The following is a 16,410-nucleotide window of genomic DNA, read 5'->3' on the forward strand; positions in this document are numbered from 1 at the left end:
GCGCGTTTTTGTGCTTGTTTCATGGTACCTCCGCTCAAAAAGGTACTATGGCAAAGCCCGTGTCTTATGGGTATGTGGGGTTTATTAACCGCTTACCTTACTTTGGAGGTAACGTTGTTCTTCTAGCTTATCTTTGAATACGTAGAAGATGCCCGGTGCAACAGCAATAGCATCTTCTTGCAAAGAACGTTCTAGGTATCCTTTGAATTCTGACTGTGCGTAGTATTTTTGGAATGTGTTTCTCGACGTAATCACCCCATCCTTATAGGGCTGGAACTGCGCGATGTACGAATCATTAGCCAGCATGATAGAAACTACCAGTACTTTGTTTGCGAACTCCCAAGCGCTCAATAGTGCTTCAAGGCGCTCATCTTGGTCTTCGATAACATTTAGGACAAACCCCAAGTTCACAATGTCTGAATTAACTTTATCGTTATCAGGCGAGAAAACCGGGTCCCAGCCCAACACATCGAGCCCATGCGCTTCAAGCTCTCTTAGGTCATCTCCTCGGCCACACCCGTAGTCGAAAATAGAAAACCGTCCATCTAGGTAACCTTGTTTAGCCAATGTCTTCATTGGTCCTGATAGCTCATGACGTACAATGGCGGTTTTGTAGCGATCTATCCCGGGCTCTTGTGGAGTATCACGCGATGTATCCAGATCGTTTTTCAGTAACCTCCCATCGACTAATCGGTATCCTTTTTTTTTGATCAGGTTTAACCACGACTGTTTGAAGCCAATAGTGCGGGGGTTCTCGTATAGGCCCGCCTCCTCGCCTTCATTAGTCAGCGCGGTAAAGAGCTCAAAATGATCACTGCTCGGTAGAATCATCGTTTCTTTTCGATGAAGGATCGGTGGATTTTCTGAAGAGCGGTAACAAGTCACTTTATGGCTCAGCTTGCTCAGATCTACATTTAGGCTCTGCTCTAACGCTGGATAGGAATCAGTATAAAAGGTTGGGTAGTGCAGTAACGATAAACGGAATTCCTTTTTATACAGCTTAATTAGATTCCATTGGTTGTCCGGTAAGTTTACTGCTTGAGCAACTGCCGGTACGAATTTTTTTAGAGCGGGAGGAAGTTCACTCATTGCATCTCGGTGCAGGTATACCGAGTCGGGAAGTTGTTTTCCTACGTGAACTTGTTTGATAAGTTGTTTAAATGTTATAAAGTTCATCTTAACCAATAAGCCCTTCATATTGCGTATTTTGGTGATTGCGATCTCTCATTTCGGTTTATTCCGATTACCTGATCCTGCCTTTTTTCTCTCTTCTTATTTTTACTCTAAGTGATCGGATTGCGCCAGTTATCTCATTGCCCCTGGTATCAGGATAGTGGTGGCGACTCATTCGAACGGTCAGGTTTTACCTGCTCGGATACATAAGTGTCTTCGATATTGATTACGGCATGCGCACTGTGACTGCAACCAACCAACCAACCAACCAACCGATCCGCCGGCCACTGCCAGATTGATTAGCTCTAGCGGTAAGTGCTGAACGGTTACCCAAATCCATACGTCATGAGTTCGGTCAGTCGAACTATTTTGTAACCCACCGAATTGTCCGCCAGTCAAAAATCATGGAGGTGTATTCTACTGAATAGACCAGACTTATGGATAGATTTGTTGTCACTCTTGGGTTAGCGCTGGCTAAACTGTGAAGTGCGTTGAATAAAGAATCACACGCGCGGATAGCCGTGGTGCCATCCGGCATCGAAGCCAAATATTGACGTCGATCGTGGCAGGCGCCCAGGCGGGATAGTGCATTATTGTTGACATAGTACCAGGGCTTGTGTCATCTACGCCAATGGCAACATCGATGGGCTATGTTGATGAAGCAGCTCACTGGCGTTATTCGAGTGCCAGAGATTACGAGGGCGCGTCGGGGCTGCTGGCGGTTTGTCGTGAGTGGTAGCGAGGTATGCATTCCCACGCAGGAGCGTGGGAACGAGAGAAAACACCTCGGAAAAAACAGCGTATTGATCACTCGTTCCTACTCTCTGGCGTGACAATGCATAAGGAGTTTGAATCATGGCAGCGAGTCATCACCTCAGTCTATGGACAATGATTTTTCGATATCACAGATGCGTGCCATGAGTACTAAAGGGTCAAACGTTGACTCTTTGAAGCCAAATTTTTTGTAGAACGTTTGCGCACTGGTATCAATGGCATGAACTAAAATGCCCGCGCCACCAACAGCGTTCATTGCTTGTATTGAGCGAATGATACAATCTTTTAAAAGACCGGCTGCAATGCCTTGACCTTGATAGGCGTTATCCACCCCAAGCCTTGCTAAAATCACCATAGGAATCGGGTCAGGGCTATTTCTCCGTAGTGAGCTAAATGCGTGCTCTCTCGATACTGAACCCATGGCAATGGCATAGTACCCAATCACTTGGTGGGCTGCTGTGTCATTGGCAACATACACTCTCGCGGTTCCGCGCTTTTGGCTCTTTAACGCCTGTTTTCTTAACCATGTATCGAGTGCTTCAATGCCACATTGAAAGGCATTAATCTGGTGCTCATCAGTCAGTAGTGTGGGGGCACTTATTCCCAAGGCGCTTTCCTATTGAACAGATCCTTCACGCCTTCAAGCGCTCGCGGCTCTGCACGAAGTTCGTTGTCGAAAGCTTCAAACGCCTTTGCTTCAAGGACAAAATCCCGTTGTTCGGCCAGTATGCTATGCGCTTCATTAAGCGCTGCTTGCTGAATGAATACGGTTCTATCGACTTTTTTCAAACTTGCCGCAGCATCGATAATGTCTCTTACCGATGGCTGTACCCGCATGTTGATTGGCGCTGTTTTTGTAGCCATAACACCATCCTGTGTATCTATTTAATATACACTCTAAATGGTTTTTGTATATAGTCAATAGATATACGTTGTCATTTACGGATAAGCCGCAATATTCTCCGAGCTCCTTTACTGCTAGGCTAGATCTTTTCCGCCAAACTCGGTACATTACACGCAAATAGAAACTATTCTCACTTTTGTTTGGGGCGAAAGCCCTGTCATTAAGCATGTTTGCAGATATCACCATGATAAAATCGTCTTCTTTTCGCCTTGCTTGGGGAGTGGCCGCTTGTTTGGCGCTGACGCCCGTTGCTAGTGCGGATCAGCTCGAACAGGCGCAAGCCATCGAGGGTAACACCACCCAAGAAGCGGCTCAGTCGCAATCTCGTATTAACCGCCGCGCGGACAGCAGTTTAGCCATGCGCCAAGAAATTGAACAAATCCAGGCGCAAATCAGTAACCTCGAAATCTACCGTGATCACTTACAAAACTTAGTCAGCAACCAACAGGCAGAAGCACAAAGCCTGCGCGATCAAATCACCGAGATCAAAGAGACGCGTCAAGGCATTGTGCCGTTGATGTATCGCATGCTCGGAGGGCTTGAGCAGTGGCTTGCTAACGACATTCCGCTCAAAGCCGATCAACGCCAAGCACGTGTTGAAAAACTGAAGGCGATGATGGGCCGCGCCGATGTGGCGGACTCAGAAAAATTCCGTCGTATTCTTGAGGCATATCAGATAGAGCGTGATTACGGCAGCAAACTCGATGCCTACCAAGATACCATTGTGCTTAACGGCCGCGATCATCAAGTGGATGTCTTGCATCTGGGCCGTGTGTCGCTGGTGGCGCGTCGCCTCGATGGTCAGCAGCATTGGGTGTGGAGCACCCGCGATGAAACCTGGGTCGAGCTAGATGCTAGCGCCGGTGAAGCGGTGGATAAGGCCTTTGCGGTGGCACAAAAACAAGTGGCCCCGTCGTTGTTATCGTTGCCATTAAGTGCCAACCAAGGGGTGAAATCATGAGCTGGAAAACCCTGATTGCCGCCGCCTGTTTGGTCGCGGTTGCCCCTTTGACTCACGCTGATGATTTGGTCGGACAAACTGAGCAAGCTCAGCAGCAGGCACGTGAGCACAACCAAGCGCGTGAAGCACAATTTGCGATGACGGAACGAGAGCTGCGCCAAAAGCGTGATGAGCTCAAGGCAACCCGGAATGCGCTGGAGACGGAAACCGAAAAACTCAGTGATACTTTTAGTGACAACGAGCAGCAATTGGCGTCGTTGGAAGACAAACTTCGCTTAGAGTCGGGCAGTTTAGGTGAGCTATTTGGCGTGGTGCGCCAAGCGAGTAAAACCATTCAAACCGATGGCGTGTCCAGCTATGTGGCGATCACTCAGCCGGCATTTAATCAAACCGTCTCGGATATTGTCGCAGCCGATACATTGCCATCACTCAAGCAGCTCAATGCTCTATGGCAAGGGATGCTGACCCAAATGCAAACCAGCGGTGAGCTGCAAACCGTGTCGTTACCGGTAGTGAATGCGCAAGGTGTGGCATCGGAGCAAGCGGTGGTGCGTGTGGGCAACGTCGGCTTAGTGAATGATCAAGGTTACCTAAATTGGCAAGCCGATCGCCAAGTCGCCGTGCCGTATCGCGCCCAACCGGACAATACGTTAACCACGTCAACCCTTGAGCAAGCGGTGTCTTCAGTGGGTGAGACGGTACTGATTGATCCGGCCCGTGGCACGTTGCTCGGCCAGCTAGAAAATGCGCCGAGCCTGGGCGATCGCTTCGCACAAGGCGGCTTTGTTGCCAAAGTGATTGCCACCTTGTTGGCCGTCGGCTTGCTCATTGCGCTATACCGCGGGGCAGTGTTGCTGTCGATTCATGCCAAAATGCATCGCCAATTGAAGCACCCAGACACCCCCGAAGATAACCCGCTTGGCCGTGTGCTTAAGGTCTATCACGATGCGCCCCAGCGTGATGTCGAATCGCTCGAGTTACGCTTACTTGAAGCGGTGGTCGATGAGCAGCACGGCTGTGAAAAAGGCCTGTCGATGCTCAAACTCTTGGCGGCGCTTGCCCCTATGCTAGGCCTGTTGGGGACGGTGACAGGGATGATCGAAACCTTCCAGGTGATCACCCAGTTTGGTAATGGTGATCCGAAAGTCATGGCCGATGGGATCTCAATGGCCCTGGTGACCACGGTATTGGGTCTGATTGCGGCGATTCCCTTGCTGTTGGCGCATAATATTCTCAGCGGGCAGGCGGACCATATTCGCGGCATGCTCGAAAAACAAAGCATTAGTTTAGTCGCCGAGCAAGCGGAAACCACAGACAATCAGGCGGCAATCGGACCAACGGCATGATAGACGTCGAGTTATTCTCACAGCTGAATCAGCAAGACTTGGGGAGCACCTTGCGCCACTTTATGGCGGAAGGTGGCCCGGTGTTGTGGTGGCTCGGGGCGGTCGTGTTTGTGTGTTGGTTGTTGGTGATTGAACGGCTGTTGTATTTGTTCTCTCGCTTTCCCGCACAACGTGATGCATGGGTGCGTGCTTGGCAGGCGCGCGCCGATCAGCGCTCTTGGTATGCCCGAGCCATTCGTCAAGGGGTCTTGTTTCAAGCCCAGCATGAGTTGGGGCGCTATTTAGGATTTATTAAAGCCTTGGTGGCGATTTGCCCGATGCTCGGATTGCTTGGCACGGTGACCGGTATGATCTCTGTGTTTGATGTGATGGCAAGTCAAGGCACTAGCGACCCACGTTTGATGGCATCAGGGATCTCCATGGCAACCTTACCCACCATGGCGGGAATGGTTGCGGCCTTAGCTGGGATGTTTGCCCATGCTCGTTTAGTTAAAGCCTGTCAGCGCCGCGAAATTGCGCTCGAGCAGGCGCTTCGGAGTCAGTAATGCGATTGATTCGAGCCCAAAAACAGCGCGAAGAAGCGCAAGTTGATTTAACCTCCATGTTGGACATTGTGTTCATCATGTTGATCTTTTTTATTGTCACCAGCTCATTTGTGCGCGAGTCAGGCGTTGAAGTGAACCGTCCAGAAGCGAGTCACGCCACCAGCCAGAAAGAGGCCGGTATATTTATTGCGGTGACGGCCTCTAACGAGATCTATATCGATAAACGTCTCGTGGATGTTGAGCGTGTTGAAGCCACGCTAGAGCACTTATTGCTGGATAAACCGGATGCGTCTTTGGTGATTCAGGCTGATGAACTGGCGTACAATGGCACGGTCGTCAAGGTGATGGATGCGGCAAAAGGGGCGGGTATTGGCAGTATTGCGTTGGCAACGGAGTCACCGCAATGAAGCGATGGTTGATTTCAATGCCGGTGGCGTTGGTGTTTACCTTAGGGCTTTTTATGTTGATGGCATTGATGGTAGGTCATAGCAGTCAACGTCCGCAGGAAACATCGTCGTCAACGCGCATCGATATTTTTATGCAAGAGCCGGATACCGAGGTGCAGCGTCGCCAGCGGACTGTGCCAGAGCGGCCTAAACCGCCCGAAGTGCCTGACACACCCACGCCGGTGACGCAGACGCAATCGCAGTCTACCTCATCACCACAGCCTGATATGCCTAATTTGGATCTGCAAAGTGGGATCCAAGGGGTGATGGTACAAGCGCCTTCATTGGGTGAGCTAAATCTGAATACCGGCCCCAATAACCAACAAGCGATGCCATTGTTCCGGGTGGAGCCCAATTACCCGCCGCGTGCGATGCGCCGAAACTTAGAAGGCTATGTGGTGGTGCGTTTTACCATTGCTCCATCGGGTCGCCCGCAAGATTTAACAGTGGTCGATGCCAATCCACCGCGTGTGTTTGAACGTGAGGCATTACGTGCCCTACGGAAGTGGAAATACGAGCCGAAAGTGGTCGACGGTAATGCGGTGGCGCAACCCGGGCAACAGGTCAAATTGGAGTTTAATTTACGCTGATGTGGAAAAGACTATTTATTGGCGCGTTGCTATTGATGTCGGTGCCTGCTGCCGCGCAGCTTTCGCCATCGGTGGCACGCGCGATTGAAAAAGCACAAACCCTTGAGCAAGATGCAAAACTGGGTGAAGCCATTGCGCTGCTCGATAATTTGAGTGTCAGTCGGGCGTATGACAAAGCGTTTGTGGATCGCTCATTAGGGGTGTTTTATTGGCAATATGGCAATAATGACCAAGCCATTGTGCATATTCAGCGTGCGGTGGACAGTGAGCAGCTGCAAGATGCACAAGCGTGGCAAACCAAGCGCATGTTAGCCGATTTATTGCTGATCGATGGCCAGTATGCGTCGGCGCTGCAATATTACTACCCGTTGGCTCGCGCGATCCCCAAAGAAAAGGCGGATCAAAGTGAAGATGTGTGGCTGCGCATTATGCAGGCACATTATCAGCGTGAACAGTGGAGCCAGGTATTAAAGGCGTATCCCGATTATCAAGATGTGGTCACAAGCACTGCCAGTGTATCGGCCTTATCACTTAAATTAGGGGCTCAGCTTCAGCTTGAGCAATGGCGTGGTGCCACACCGACGCTGAAAGCGTTGATTAAGCGTGAGCCTGACAATAAGCAGTGGTGGCGGCAACTGGCCGGAAACTATGTGCGATTGCAACAGCCAAAAGAGGCAATTAGCACTTACTTACTGGCGCAGCGCCAAGGTATTACCCTTGAGCCAAGCGAACAGCGTACGGTTGCCCAGCTCTATGCCAATGAGGGCGTACCAGAGCGTGCGGCGCAATGGCTAAAACGTTTACCCGCCTCAGAGCAAGATGCGCAAACGCTGGCGCAACAGGCAAGCCTTTGGCAGCAGGCTCGGGAATGGCCACAAGCGATCGGGGCATGGAAACAGGCGGTGAAAAAAGACAGCCAATACCACTGGCAACTCGCGTTAATGCAGATCCAACAAGGTGAGTATCAGCAAGCGCTTACTTCGCTTGAGCATGCTGATAAAGGCGCCTCGGACAAAGATATTGCGTTGGCAAAAGTCCAAGCTCACTACAAGCTGAAGCAGTATGAGCAGGCACTGAAACAAGCGCGTCTTGCCAAACAGATTGCGCCGGATGATGCAGTAGAAAGCTGGCTGACCTTTTTGAAAAAGCGTCAACAAATGCAGAAGAGCTAAAAATGCAGCAAAGCTAAGCGGCCAAGCGTTCACGGGTGAAGCGATAATGATGCGAGGCGATTATAATACCAAGTGAAAAAACAACGCTAACTAACAAAAAGCCCCAGCCAGGCAGTATGCCAAATGGCTGGGGCTTTTTGGTTTTGTGTCGATATACGGGCTATTCCCGAATCATAGACACAAAAAAAGGACGCCTAGGCGCCCTTTATCAATCAGACTCGGTTTCTTATGCTACAGAAACGTCAGACGCCTGTGGGCCTTTTTGGCCTTGCTCAACGGTGAAGTTCACACGTTGGCCTTCAGTTAGGGTTTTGAAACCGTCACCAACGATAGCACGGAAGTGTACAAACACGTCCTTTTCACCGTTGTCACGAGTAATGAAACCGAAACCTTTCTCTTCGTTAAACCACTTTACGATACCAGTTGCTTGATTAGACATAATCATTCTCTCTTAAATTACTAAAAATAGGATAGCTTTGAACGGAGTCGATGACATGTCTAGAAGCGAAAGTAGGTAACGTTAGAAACTCTATAATATTGATAATAGCGCAGCTTATGTTGACTTTTACTTGATGAATCATTGACGCTCCGTGTTCCAGAGCTGACACCACAATACAGCAATCCACCCACATGTAAAGCCTTTATGATATTTAATTTTCAGGTGCTCTATGTTTGCGGGGAAAACAAAGCAATTTTTGCTTGTGATTCGGTAGGATAGCCAAATTGAGATGAAAAAAAAGGACGCCTAAGCGCCCCTTATCAATCAGGTCTGATTTCTTATGCGACAGAAACTTCAGAGGCCTGTGGGCCTTTTTGGCCTTGTTCAACGGTGAAGTTAACTTGTTGACCTTCAGTCAGGGTTTTAAAACCGTCACCAACGATAGCGCGGAAGTGGACAAACACGTCCTTTTCGCCATTTTCGCGGGTGATAAAACCAAACCCTTTTTCTTCGTTAAACCATTTGACGATACCAGTTGCTTGATTAGACATAATCATTCTCTCTTAAATTACAAAAATTAGGATAGCTTTGAACGGAGTCGATGACATGTCTAGAAGCGAAAGCGGGTAACGTTAGAAACTCTATAATACAGATAATAGTGCAGCTTATGTTGCCTTTTACTTGATGAATCATTGACGCTCCGTGTTCCAGAGCTGTGACCACCGTACAGCAATCTGTTCACTTGTAAAGCGATGATGTTCATTTGGACAAAAAAAAGGCCAGTCATCGTTGACTGGCCTTAGCAGGGTTAACGTGCAATCAGTGTGCTGTTAAGACAGCAGCTCTTCTGCAGTGTTAACCACGTTTTCAACCGTGAAGCCGAACATTTTGAACAGCTCGTCAGCGGGCGCGGATTCACCGAAGGTGGTCATCCCGACGACGCGACCGTCTAGGCCAACGTACTTGTACCAGTAGTCAGCAATACCCGCTTCAATGGCAATACGAGCGGTGACGTCTGATGGCAATACCGACTCGCGATAAGCGGCGTCTTGCTTATCAAACAAGTCAGTGCTTGGCATAGAGACCACACGGACTTGTTTGCCTGCTTCGCTTAGCTGAGCAGCTGATTCAACAGCCAGCTCTACTTCAGAGCCAGTCGCAATAAAGATCAGGTCAGGTTTGCCTGCACAGTCTTTGAGGATATAACCGCCTTTGGCAACGTTCGCCAGTTGGGTCTCGTCGCGCGCTTGCTGAGCCAGGCCTTGACGCGAGAAGATCAGCGCACTTGGGCCGTCTTTACGCTCTACCGCGGCTTTCCACGCTACTGCCGATTCGACTTGGTCACAAGGGCGCCAGGTGCTCATGTTCGGCGTTTGGCGCAGGTTAGCCATTTGCTCGACCGGCTGGTGAGTTGGGCCATCTTCACCCAAGCCAATTGAGTCGTGGGTGTAAACCTGAATGTTCTGCGTTTTCATCAGTGCCGCCATGCGCATGGCATTACGTGCATACTCCATGAAAATCAGGAAGGTCGCCCCGTAAGGAACAAACCCGCCGTGCAGGGCAATACCGTTGATGATGGCGGTCATCCCGAACTCGCGCACACCATAGTGCAGGTAGTTGCCGCTCGCGTCGTCTGCGGTGATCGCTTTCGAGCCTGACCACATGGTCAAGTTAGACGGTGCCAAGTCGGCTGAGCCACCGAGCAGTTCTGGTAGCAGTTTGCCGAACGCTTCTAAGACGTTTTGCGACGCTTTACGTGATGCGATCTTAGCTGGATTGGCTTGCAGATCCGCAATCAGTTTTTGAGTTTCGCTGTCCCAGTTGCTTGGCAGTTCACCGTTCATACGACGGGTAAACTCGGCGGCAAGCTCAGGGTATTGTGCTTGATATGCGGCAAACTGCTCGTTCCAAGCTGCTTCTTTAGCTGCGCCGGCTTCTTTGGCGTCCCACTGTGCATAGATGTCTTGTGGGATCTCGAAAGGCGCGTGTTCCCAACCTAGGAATTCACGTGCGGCTTGTACTTCGTCATCACCCAGCGGCGCGCCGTGACAATCGTGGCTGCCTGATTTATTTGGCGAGCCATAACCGATGGTGGTTTTGGTGCAGATCAGCGTCGGTTTGCCGGTTTCGGCTTTCGCAGCGCTCAATGCAGCTTGAATCGCATCCGCATCGTGGCCATCGACAGCGGGGATCACATGCCAACCGTAAGATTCAAAACGCTTAGCGGTGTCGTCAGAGAACCAACCCTCAACGTGACCGTCGATTGAGATGCCGTTGTCATCCCAGAATGCGATCAATTTACCGAGACCTAGCGTGCCCGCCAGTGAGCACGATTCGTGAGAGATGCCTTCCATCAAGCAGCCATCACCCAAGAATGCGTAGGTGTGGTGATCGACGATGTTGTGACCGTCACGGTTAAATTGTGCTGCCAGTGCTTTTTCAGCAACGGCCATACCGACGGCGTTGGTAATCCCTTGGCCGAGTGGGCCAGTGGTGGTTTCAATACCCGGTGCATAGCCATATTCAGGGTGGCCTGGGGTATTCGAGTGCAATTGACGGAATTGCTTCAGATCGTCGATAGCAAGATCGTAGCCAGTCAGGTGCAACAATGAATAGATCAGCATTGAGCCGTGGCCGTTTGAGAGCACAAAGCGATCACGGTTAGCCCAATCTGGGTTTTGCGGGTTATGATTCATGTGGTCACGCCACAATACTTCGGCGATATCGGCCATGCCCATTGGGGCGCCTGGGTGACCAGATTTGGCTTTTTGAACACCGTCCATCGCAAGGGCGCGGATGGCGTTGGCTAACATTTTGCGTTCCATGTGTTTACCTACAGGTTGAACAGGTGAAATAAGAGAAAACGATATCATAAAAGCGGCCTAAACCGCTTTTATTGTGTTAAATCACGCTTTGGGTTGGATCACAGTTGTTCGCGAATCATGTCTTCAAGTTTACCTTGATCGACCGCGAAGTTTCGGATGCCTTCAGCAAGTTTTTCGATGGCCATCGGATCTTGGTTGTGTTCCCACAAGAATTCCGCATGGGTCATTGCTGCTGGGCGTTGCTCGGTGGCGCCTGTGTCTTTTAGCTTCACAGGAATATCGCCTTCAGCATCGCTTAGCTCTTGCAACAATTGTGGGCTGATCGTGAGGCGGTCACAGCCGGCTAATTCTAGGATCTCACCGGCATTGCGGAAGCTTGCGCCCATCACAACGGTGTCGTAGCCGTGTGCTTTGTAGTAGTTATAAATGGTGGTAACGGACTTCACGCCTGGGTCTTCTGCAGGCTCAAAATCACGGCCTTCTTTGGCTTTGTACCAATCCATAATACGGCCAACAAACGGTGAAATCAGGTAAGCGCCGGCTTCTGCGCAGGCACGCGCTTGTGCGAACGAAAATAATAGCGTCAGGTTACAATTGATCCCTTCTTTTTCCAGGATTTCAGCGGCACGAATGCCTTCCCAGGTTGAAGCCAGTTTGATCAGGATACGATCGTTGCTGATCCCTGCTTCGTTGTACATGCTGATCAGTTTACGTGCTTTAGCAACGCTTGCGTCGGTGTCATAGGATAAACGGGCATCGACTTCTGTGGAGATGCGACCAGGAATGACATTAAGAATCTCTTTACCAATGTTCACTGCGAGGCGGTCACAGGTATCGGCGACTTGTTGGTCGGCATCACTGCTGTGTGATTTCGCATACGCAATCGCTTCATCAATCAATGGCGCATACTCTTTGATTTGCGCGGCTTTCAGGATCAGCGAAGGGTTGGTGGTTGCGTCTTGCGGTTGGTACTTTTTAATCGCTTCGATATCGCCTGTGTCTGCGACAACGGTGGTTAGGGCTCGGAGTTGGTCCAGTTTGTTGCTCATCTTCACTCACCTTCTTTACGTGGTAGGCCCAGACGCCGAGTTACGTGCTAACGCTTGATCTGAATATGAACAGATGCAACGCGTCTGAGCAAATGATGTGACGATCTTTGAGTTTTTTACGCCACTTGTCAATTGTATTGCGATATAAAGAGAGTTACGTCTCACTCTTTTGTCACGAATTTACTCATCCTGTTGAAATGTGAACACGCTTTCATCAGGTGCAGGCTCCGACATATTCAGCAGGGCCATTGCGCAGCTTGCACTGGTCGCGAGTACATCGATAACGCCCGTTCTCAGCGCACCGAGTATCGATAAGGCTTTGCGGCTCTCGCTCGCCATGGCAATAACACTCGGAATACGTGCCAAATCTGGCATCGCCAGTCCAACCACACGACCACGCATCAGGTTATCCGTGGGTTGTCCGTCAAGTCGGAAGAAATCAAAACCGCCGATGTCTCCGACAATACCATGATTCACCCGTGCTTCAACAAACTCGCGTGCGGTAAAGCAACCCAATTTGACCATATGACTATTCTCATCCATATCGCCAATGCCGACCAGTGCAAACTCTGCTTTTCTGGCCTGGTTCAAGGTTTCACTGATATTCGGATGGGACACGAACACCTGTTGAATCGACTCATTATCCACATACGCTGGGGCGTATAGGGTTTCACTGCTCCCCCCAAACTTTTTGGCTAATCGTCGACAGATATGATCGGCATTAAACGCGTCACCGCTGCGGTGTGTGCCGCCTATTGCGCAAACAAACCGGGCTTGACGATGCGAGACAACCCCCGGGTGATCGGCGACCGCTGCGACATTTTGACCTTGGCCCACCGCAACCACCATGCCATCGTTAAGGTTACCGTCAAGATAAGAGGATACCAAGGTCGCGACTTGTGTACGTTGTTCTTCGGCGCTCGGTTGGTCGAGTGAAATTAAGGCGCGTTTAAGGTTAAACCTGGCCATCAATCGCTGTTCGAGCTGGGCACTGTGTACGGGATGGAATTTGACCGTGATTTCCACAATACCTTCTTCGCGTGCTTTACGTAAAAGACGGCTTACTTTGGGGCGACTGATTTTATATTTGCGAGCAATTTCTTCCTGAGTCGCGCTTTGTTGATAGTACAAAATGGCGATTTCAGTTAATAAGTCGGTGTCTTCGTGATAGTGATCAGGGGGCGTTGATATGCTCATGCTCGATGGTCTCGCGACTGAACGGTACCTTAGGTTGCGTTTAAAGGCACGATGAATGCAATGCTTACCAGTATACGCCTGTTATACAAAACGAACAAATGTTCTGTCGCGATACCAATGTTCATAAGCTGTTACGGTGCTCGGTTATCGATTGACGAGAATATCGTTGAAATCGCGAGCAAACGAGAATGCGTGGTGTGCTCTGTTTGAAAAAGTAGCCATTGCTATCTAAGTTTATTAGTGCTCGTTCAAACAAAACTACTAGCGGCTGTGTAGAAGAGACTCGCGGCTACGTAGAAAAATAGCATGATGACGAGCTTGTCTTTGGCTAAGGGAGTGTGGCTTGATGCACGCACTACAATCACGACAACCCCTGATCTGGGGGGCGACATTGCTCGCATTACTCGCCTTGAGTACGTTCGGGGTGTGGATTGCTGATCTCAGTGAGGGTACGACCGAAGAGCAGCCTCTTCTTGACGTAAACTATAGTTACTTTGTTGACGAGACGAACGAGCTATCACTGGATTATGTAATGGCACATGCCCCTTTCACGTCGGTATCAGAGCCAACCCACATTCCATGGAAATTAGCTTACCAAACGTACTGGATCAACATCGGCTTTGACTATACGGGCCTCACTGAGCGGCCGATACATGTGATCACTGATAACCCTTCAATTGATTATCTTGACGCTTATCACGTCCTCGATGGTGAACAGATTCGCTCGCGTGTAAAAGCGGGCGATATTACACCAGAAAGACTGAACCGCTTGCCCTTGCCGTCCTCTGTGCCCGTGACCTTGCTCCCTGAGCATGCTAATCAGCTTTTGATCAAAGTAACGTCACGAGACATGGCAACCATGCCACTATGGGTGATGGATCATGGGCGCTATGACCATTTCGCCAAATCGCTGCATTTGGTATGGGGCGGATTTGTGAGTTTTGCCATGCTGATGGCACTCTATAGCGCCGGTGTCTATGTATACAGTCGGCAGCGCGTGTACTTAATTTATGTGTTTGCAACTGTGTTGAGTGCGTTAGTGGTGAGTGTGAATCATGGCTTTAGTCGTTACTTTGTCCCTGATTTTGTCCAGATATTTATCAGTAATCACTTGGTGGCACTCACTGTTTGTTTATTAACGGTCGGGTTATGGTTTACCTATTTTTTCTTAGATTTTACGCGTAGTCCTATTCATCAACGCGCGCGATCTCTATTTTTAATCACGACGGGTGGGCTGCTCGGTCTCGCATTACTGAGCTTTATTACGCCGGCTTATATGTCTGCCTCTTTTGTTCTCATTGCGCAAATCCCAGTCTACGGAGTGATTATTTATTACTTGTGGCAGCAATGGCAGCCGAGTAAATACTGGTTGTTTCTATTTATTTTGTGTTGGATACCCGCAATGGCTGGTGGACTGACATTCTACGCACTGATGCTGAATTACATTGAGTACACTCTGTTGTCAAGTTATGTCTTGATGCTAGCGCTTGCGCTAACCATGATTCTATTTTCTCTGGCGCTTGCCGAGCGGTTTCGTTTTCAAAGGATGCAGGAAATGCGAGCGCTGACTCATGATACCTTGAGTTGCCTTCCTAATAACAACGTATTGCACATGGTGATCAGCGACCTCATTAGCCGCAACAACAATTTCAATTTGTGCTGTTTATCGATTGATAACTATAACAATTTATTGCCTTATCTAGATGAAAGTGCACGCGATGAATATATCAATGCGATTGCTACACGTATGAATGACACCTTAGCGGTTCAGCCGGTACAAGCGATCAAAACGGACAGTGATATGCCCAGCCACCGCTTGGGCTGCCTAAAAGAAGGGGTGTTTGCTTTTTTAATTGAGGATGTGGATCGCAAGACGTGTGACCAGGTGCTAACTGCTGTGGTTGATAGCTTAAATGGTGATTTATGCGTGGGATCCTTTGTTACGCAAGTCAATGTGCGTATCGGTGTCTGTCACTACCCAACCGATGGTGATCATCCAGGATTACTCATTAGCCGAGCGTTAAATGCCATTGATCAGCACCGTCCTTTTGTTGGCACCTATGCGCACTTTAATTCCCATGAGCAGCGACACCATCAGTTACATGTCTCGCTCGTCACGGATTTAAGAGATGCGATTGAGAATGATGGGTTGGATCTCTATCACCAACCGCAAATTGATTTACGCACAGGCTCTATCCATGGCTCAGAGGTGCTGGCACGTTGGACGCACCCAGAGTATGGCCAGATATCGCCTGAGGTGTTTGTACGAATGGCCGAGGATGTCGGGATTATTAATAGTCTTACCCTTTGGGTGATTAAGCGTGCTTTTCAGCAGCAAGCGCAGCTTATTAACCGTGGCCACTGTCGTCGGCTTTCGGTCAACATTAGTGCGTCTGATATCTATATCCCTGATTTAGCCAATCGTGTGGTTGAACTGGCTCGAGAGTACCATATACCCACGAATTTAATTTCACTCGAACTGACCGAATCGATCATGGTGGAAGATTACAATTGGCTCAAGCAGTTGATTGCAGATCTATCGGCAAACGGTATTGAAGTCTCTATCGATGATTACGGGACAGGGTATTCGTCTTTGTACTTTCTATCTCAATTGCCTTTTACTGAGCTTAAGATTGACCGCAGCTTTGTGCGAGATCTTCCCAAAAGTAGCCGCCACCAAAGTATTGTTCGTGCAACCACCGATATGGCGCGATCGTTAGGGGTGATGGTGGTTGCCGAAGGGGTTGAGAGTGAAGAGGCCGAGAGCTTGCTTCGGCGTTATGGTGTGGACGTTTCGCAGGGCTACTACTATTCACGCCCCTTACCGTTTAGCCAATACCAAGCGTACGTGGAACGTATGGACAGTGCGCAGCCGAGTACAGTGATACGCGAACGAAATCGGCGCTCTTCATCTGGATAGGTGGATCTCAAAAAGTGTAAACCGTTCGCGAGGCTGTCGTTTACTAGCGATGTCATTTGCAAGCGCTGT

Annotated in this window: 14 protein-coding genes and 1 pseudogene; 7 read left to right on the forward strand and 8 right to left on the reverse strand. The window is 49.5% G+C overall.

Going from position 1 to position 16,410, the window contains the following annotated elements; all coding sequences use genetic code 11:
* Nucleotides 1–96 precede the first annotated feature (96 nt).
* The 3 genes and pseudogenes from BZJ21_RS11650 to BZJ21_RS11660 all read right to left on the reverse strand — a co-directional run.
* A pseudogene (locus tag BZJ21_RS11650) lies at nt 97–1,176 on the reverse strand (DNA phosphorothioation-associated putative methyltransferase); the annotation flags it as partial.
* A gap of 871 nt (nt 1,177–2,047) precedes the next feature.
* Nucleotides 2,048–2,554, reverse strand: coding sequence for a GNAT family N-acetyltransferase (locus BZJ21_RS11655; protein ID WP_021023795.1), 507 nt, complete (start codon nt 2,552–2,554; stop codon nt 2,048–2,050).
* Nucleotides 2,545–2,811, reverse strand: coding sequence for a type II toxin-antitoxin system TacA family antitoxin (locus tag BZJ21_RS11660; protein WP_021023794.1), 267 nt, complete (start codon nt 2,809–2,811; stop codon nt 2,545–2,547). The genes BZJ21_RS11655 and BZJ21_RS11660 overlap by 10 nt, the downstream gene beginning before the upstream one ends.
* A gap of 224 nt (nt 2,812–3,035) precedes the next feature.
* On the opposite strand from BZJ21_RS11660, the gene BZJ21_RS11665 reads away from it, so the two are divergent.
* From BZJ21_RS11665 to BZJ21_RS11690, 6 genes are read left to right on the forward strand one after another with little or no spacing between them, the layout of a single operon-like run.
* A complete protein-coding gene (locus BZJ21_RS11665) occupies nt 3,036–3,812 on the forward strand; it encodes a DUF3450 domain-containing protein (protein WP_101494588.1) in 777 nt (258 codons plus the stop codon).
* Complete coding sequence (locus BZJ21_RS11670; protein WP_077669861.1) at nt 3,809–5,158, forward strand: MotA/TolQ/ExbB proton channel family protein; 1,350 nt, start codon at nt 3,809–3,811, stop codon at nt 5,156–5,158. Before BZJ21_RS11665 ends, BZJ21_RS11670 begins: the two co-directional genes overlap by 4 nt.
* Nucleotides 5,155–5,703, forward strand: coding sequence for a MotA/TolQ/ExbB proton channel family protein (locus tag BZJ21_RS11675; RefSeq protein ID WP_077669862.1), 549 nt, complete (start codon nt 5,155–5,157; stop codon nt 5,701–5,703). Before BZJ21_RS11670 ends, BZJ21_RS11675 begins: the two co-directional genes overlap by 4 nt.
* Nucleotides 5,703–6,110, forward strand: a complete 408-nt coding sequence (locus BZJ21_RS11680; RefSeq protein ID WP_021023790.1) for an ExbD/TolR family protein — start codon at nt 5,703–5,705, stop codon at nt 6,108–6,110. Before BZJ21_RS11675 ends, BZJ21_RS11680 begins: the two co-directional genes overlap by 1 nt.
* Nucleotides 6,107–6,739 carry an energy transducer TonB gene (locus BZJ21_RS11685; RefSeq protein WP_077669863.1) on the forward strand — a complete coding sequence of 211 codons (633 nt, stop codon included), beginning with the start codon at nt 6,107–6,109 and terminating at the stop codon, nt 6,737–6,739. The genes BZJ21_RS11680 and BZJ21_RS11685 overlap by 4 nt, the downstream gene beginning before the upstream one ends.
* Nucleotides 6,739–7,911 carry a tetratricopeptide repeat protein gene (locus BZJ21_RS11690; protein WP_021023788.1) on the forward strand — a complete coding sequence of 391 codons (1,173 nt, stop codon included), beginning with the start codon at nt 6,739–6,741 and terminating at the stop codon, nt 7,909–7,911. The genes BZJ21_RS11685 and BZJ21_RS11690 overlap by 1 nt, the downstream gene beginning before the upstream one ends.
* A 226-nt stretch (nt 7,912–8,137) precedes the next feature.
* Here the strand turns inward: BZJ21_RS11690 and cspE (BZJ21_RS11695) are convergent, their stop codons facing one another.
* The 5 genes from cspE (BZJ21_RS11695) to BZJ21_RS11715 all read right to left on the reverse strand — a co-directional run bounded on the left by cspE (BZJ21_RS11695) (nt 8,138) and on the right by BZJ21_RS11715 (nt 13,421).
* Nucleotides 8,138–8,350 carry a transcription antiterminator/RNA stability regulator CspE gene (cspE, locus tag BZJ21_RS11695; protein WP_021023787.1) on the reverse strand — a complete coding sequence of 71 codons (213 nt, stop codon included), beginning with the start codon at nt 8,348–8,350 and terminating at the stop codon, nt 8,138–8,140.
* Nucleotides 8,351–8,688: 338 nt separating this feature from the next.
* On the reverse strand, nt 8,689–8,901 hold the full coding sequence (gene cspE / locus BZJ21_RS11700; protein ID WP_077460844.1) for a transcription antiterminator/RNA stability regulator CspE: 213 nt from the start codon (nt 8,899–8,901) through the stop codon (nt 8,689–8,691).
* 279 nt (nt 8,902–9,180) lie between these two features.
* Entirely contained in the window at nt 9,181–11,175 is a 1,995-nt protein-coding gene (tkt, locus tag BZJ21_RS11705; RefSeq protein WP_077669864.1) for a transketolase, read from the reverse strand.
* A 98-nt stretch (nt 11,176–11,273) separates the two neighbouring features.
* A complete protein-coding gene (gene tal / locus BZJ21_RS11710) occupies nt 11,274–12,224 on the reverse strand; it encodes a transaldolase (RefSeq protein WP_077660599.1) in 951 nt (316 codons plus the stop codon).
* 180 nt (nt 12,225–12,404) lie between these two features.
* On the reverse strand, nt 12,405–13,421 hold the full coding sequence (locus BZJ21_RS11715; RefSeq protein ID WP_077460847.1) for a sugar-binding transcriptional regulator: 1,017 nt from the start codon (nt 13,419–13,421) through the stop codon (nt 12,405–12,407).
* 346 nt (nt 13,422–13,767) lie between these two features.
* Here BZJ21_RS11715 and BZJ21_RS11720 point away from each other — a divergent pair, with 346 nt between their 5' ends.
* Complete coding sequence (locus BZJ21_RS11720; protein WP_077669865.1) at nt 13,768–16,341, forward strand: EAL domain-containing protein; 2,574 nt, start codon at nt 13,768–13,770, stop codon at nt 16,339–16,341.
* Nucleotides 16,342–16,410: the final 69 nt, after the last annotated feature.

It is taken from the genome of Salinivibrio costicola subsp. alcaliphilus (assembly GCF_001996185.1).
In the GTDB taxonomy this organism is placed as follows: Bacteria; Pseudomonadota; Gammaproteobacteria; order Enterobacterales; family Vibrionaceae; genus Salinivibrio; species Salinivibrio costicola.

Coding starts and splice junctions, on each gene's coding strand:
- cspE (WP_021023787.1), bottom strand. CDS start 8,350: ATGTCTAATCAAGCAACTGGTATCGTAAAGTGGTTTAACGAAGAGAAA.
- BZJ21_RS11670 (WP_077669861.1), top strand. CDS start 3,809: ATGAGCTGGAAAACCCTGATTGCCGCCGCCTGTTTGGTCGCGGTTGCC.
- BZJ21_RS11680 (WP_021023790.1), top strand. CDS start 5,703: ATGCGATTGATTCGAGCCCAAAAACAGCGCGAAGAAGCGCAAGTTGAT.
- BZJ21_RS11665 (WP_101494588.1), top strand. CDS start 3,036: ATGATAAAATCGTCTTCTTTTCGCCTTGCTTGGGGAGTGGCCGCTTGT.
- tkt (WP_077669864.1), bottom strand. CDS start 11,175: ATGGAACGCAAAATGTTAGCCAACGCCATCCGCGCCCTTGCGATGGAC.
- BZJ21_RS11660 (WP_021023794.1), bottom strand. CDS start 2,811: ATGGCTACAAAAACAGCGCCAATCAACATGCGGGTACAGCCATCGGTA.
- BZJ21_RS11675 (WP_077669862.1), top strand. CDS start 5,155: ATGATAGACGTCGAGTTATTCTCACAGCTGAATCAGCAAGACTTGGGG.
- BZJ21_RS11720 (WP_077669865.1), top strand. CDS start 13,768: ATGCACGCACTACAATCACGACAACCCCTGATCTGGGGGGCGACATTG.
- BZJ21_RS11685 (WP_077669863.1), top strand. CDS start 6,107: ATGAAGCGATGGTTGATTTCAATGCCGGTGGCGTTGGTGTTTACCTTA.
- tal (WP_077660599.1), bottom strand. CDS start 12,224: ATGAGCAACAAACTGGACCAACTCCGAGCCCTAACCACCGTTGTCGCA.
- cspE (WP_077460844.1), bottom strand. CDS start 8,901: ATGTCTAATCAAGCAACTGGTATCGTCAAATGGTTTAACGAAGAAAAA.
- BZJ21_RS11690 (WP_021023788.1), top strand. CDS start 6,739: ATGTGGAAAAGACTATTTATTGGCGCGTTGCTATTGATGTCGGTGCCT.
- BZJ21_RS11715 (WP_077460847.1), bottom strand. CDS start 13,421: ATGAGCATATCAACGCCCCCTGATCACTATCACGAAGACACCGACTTA.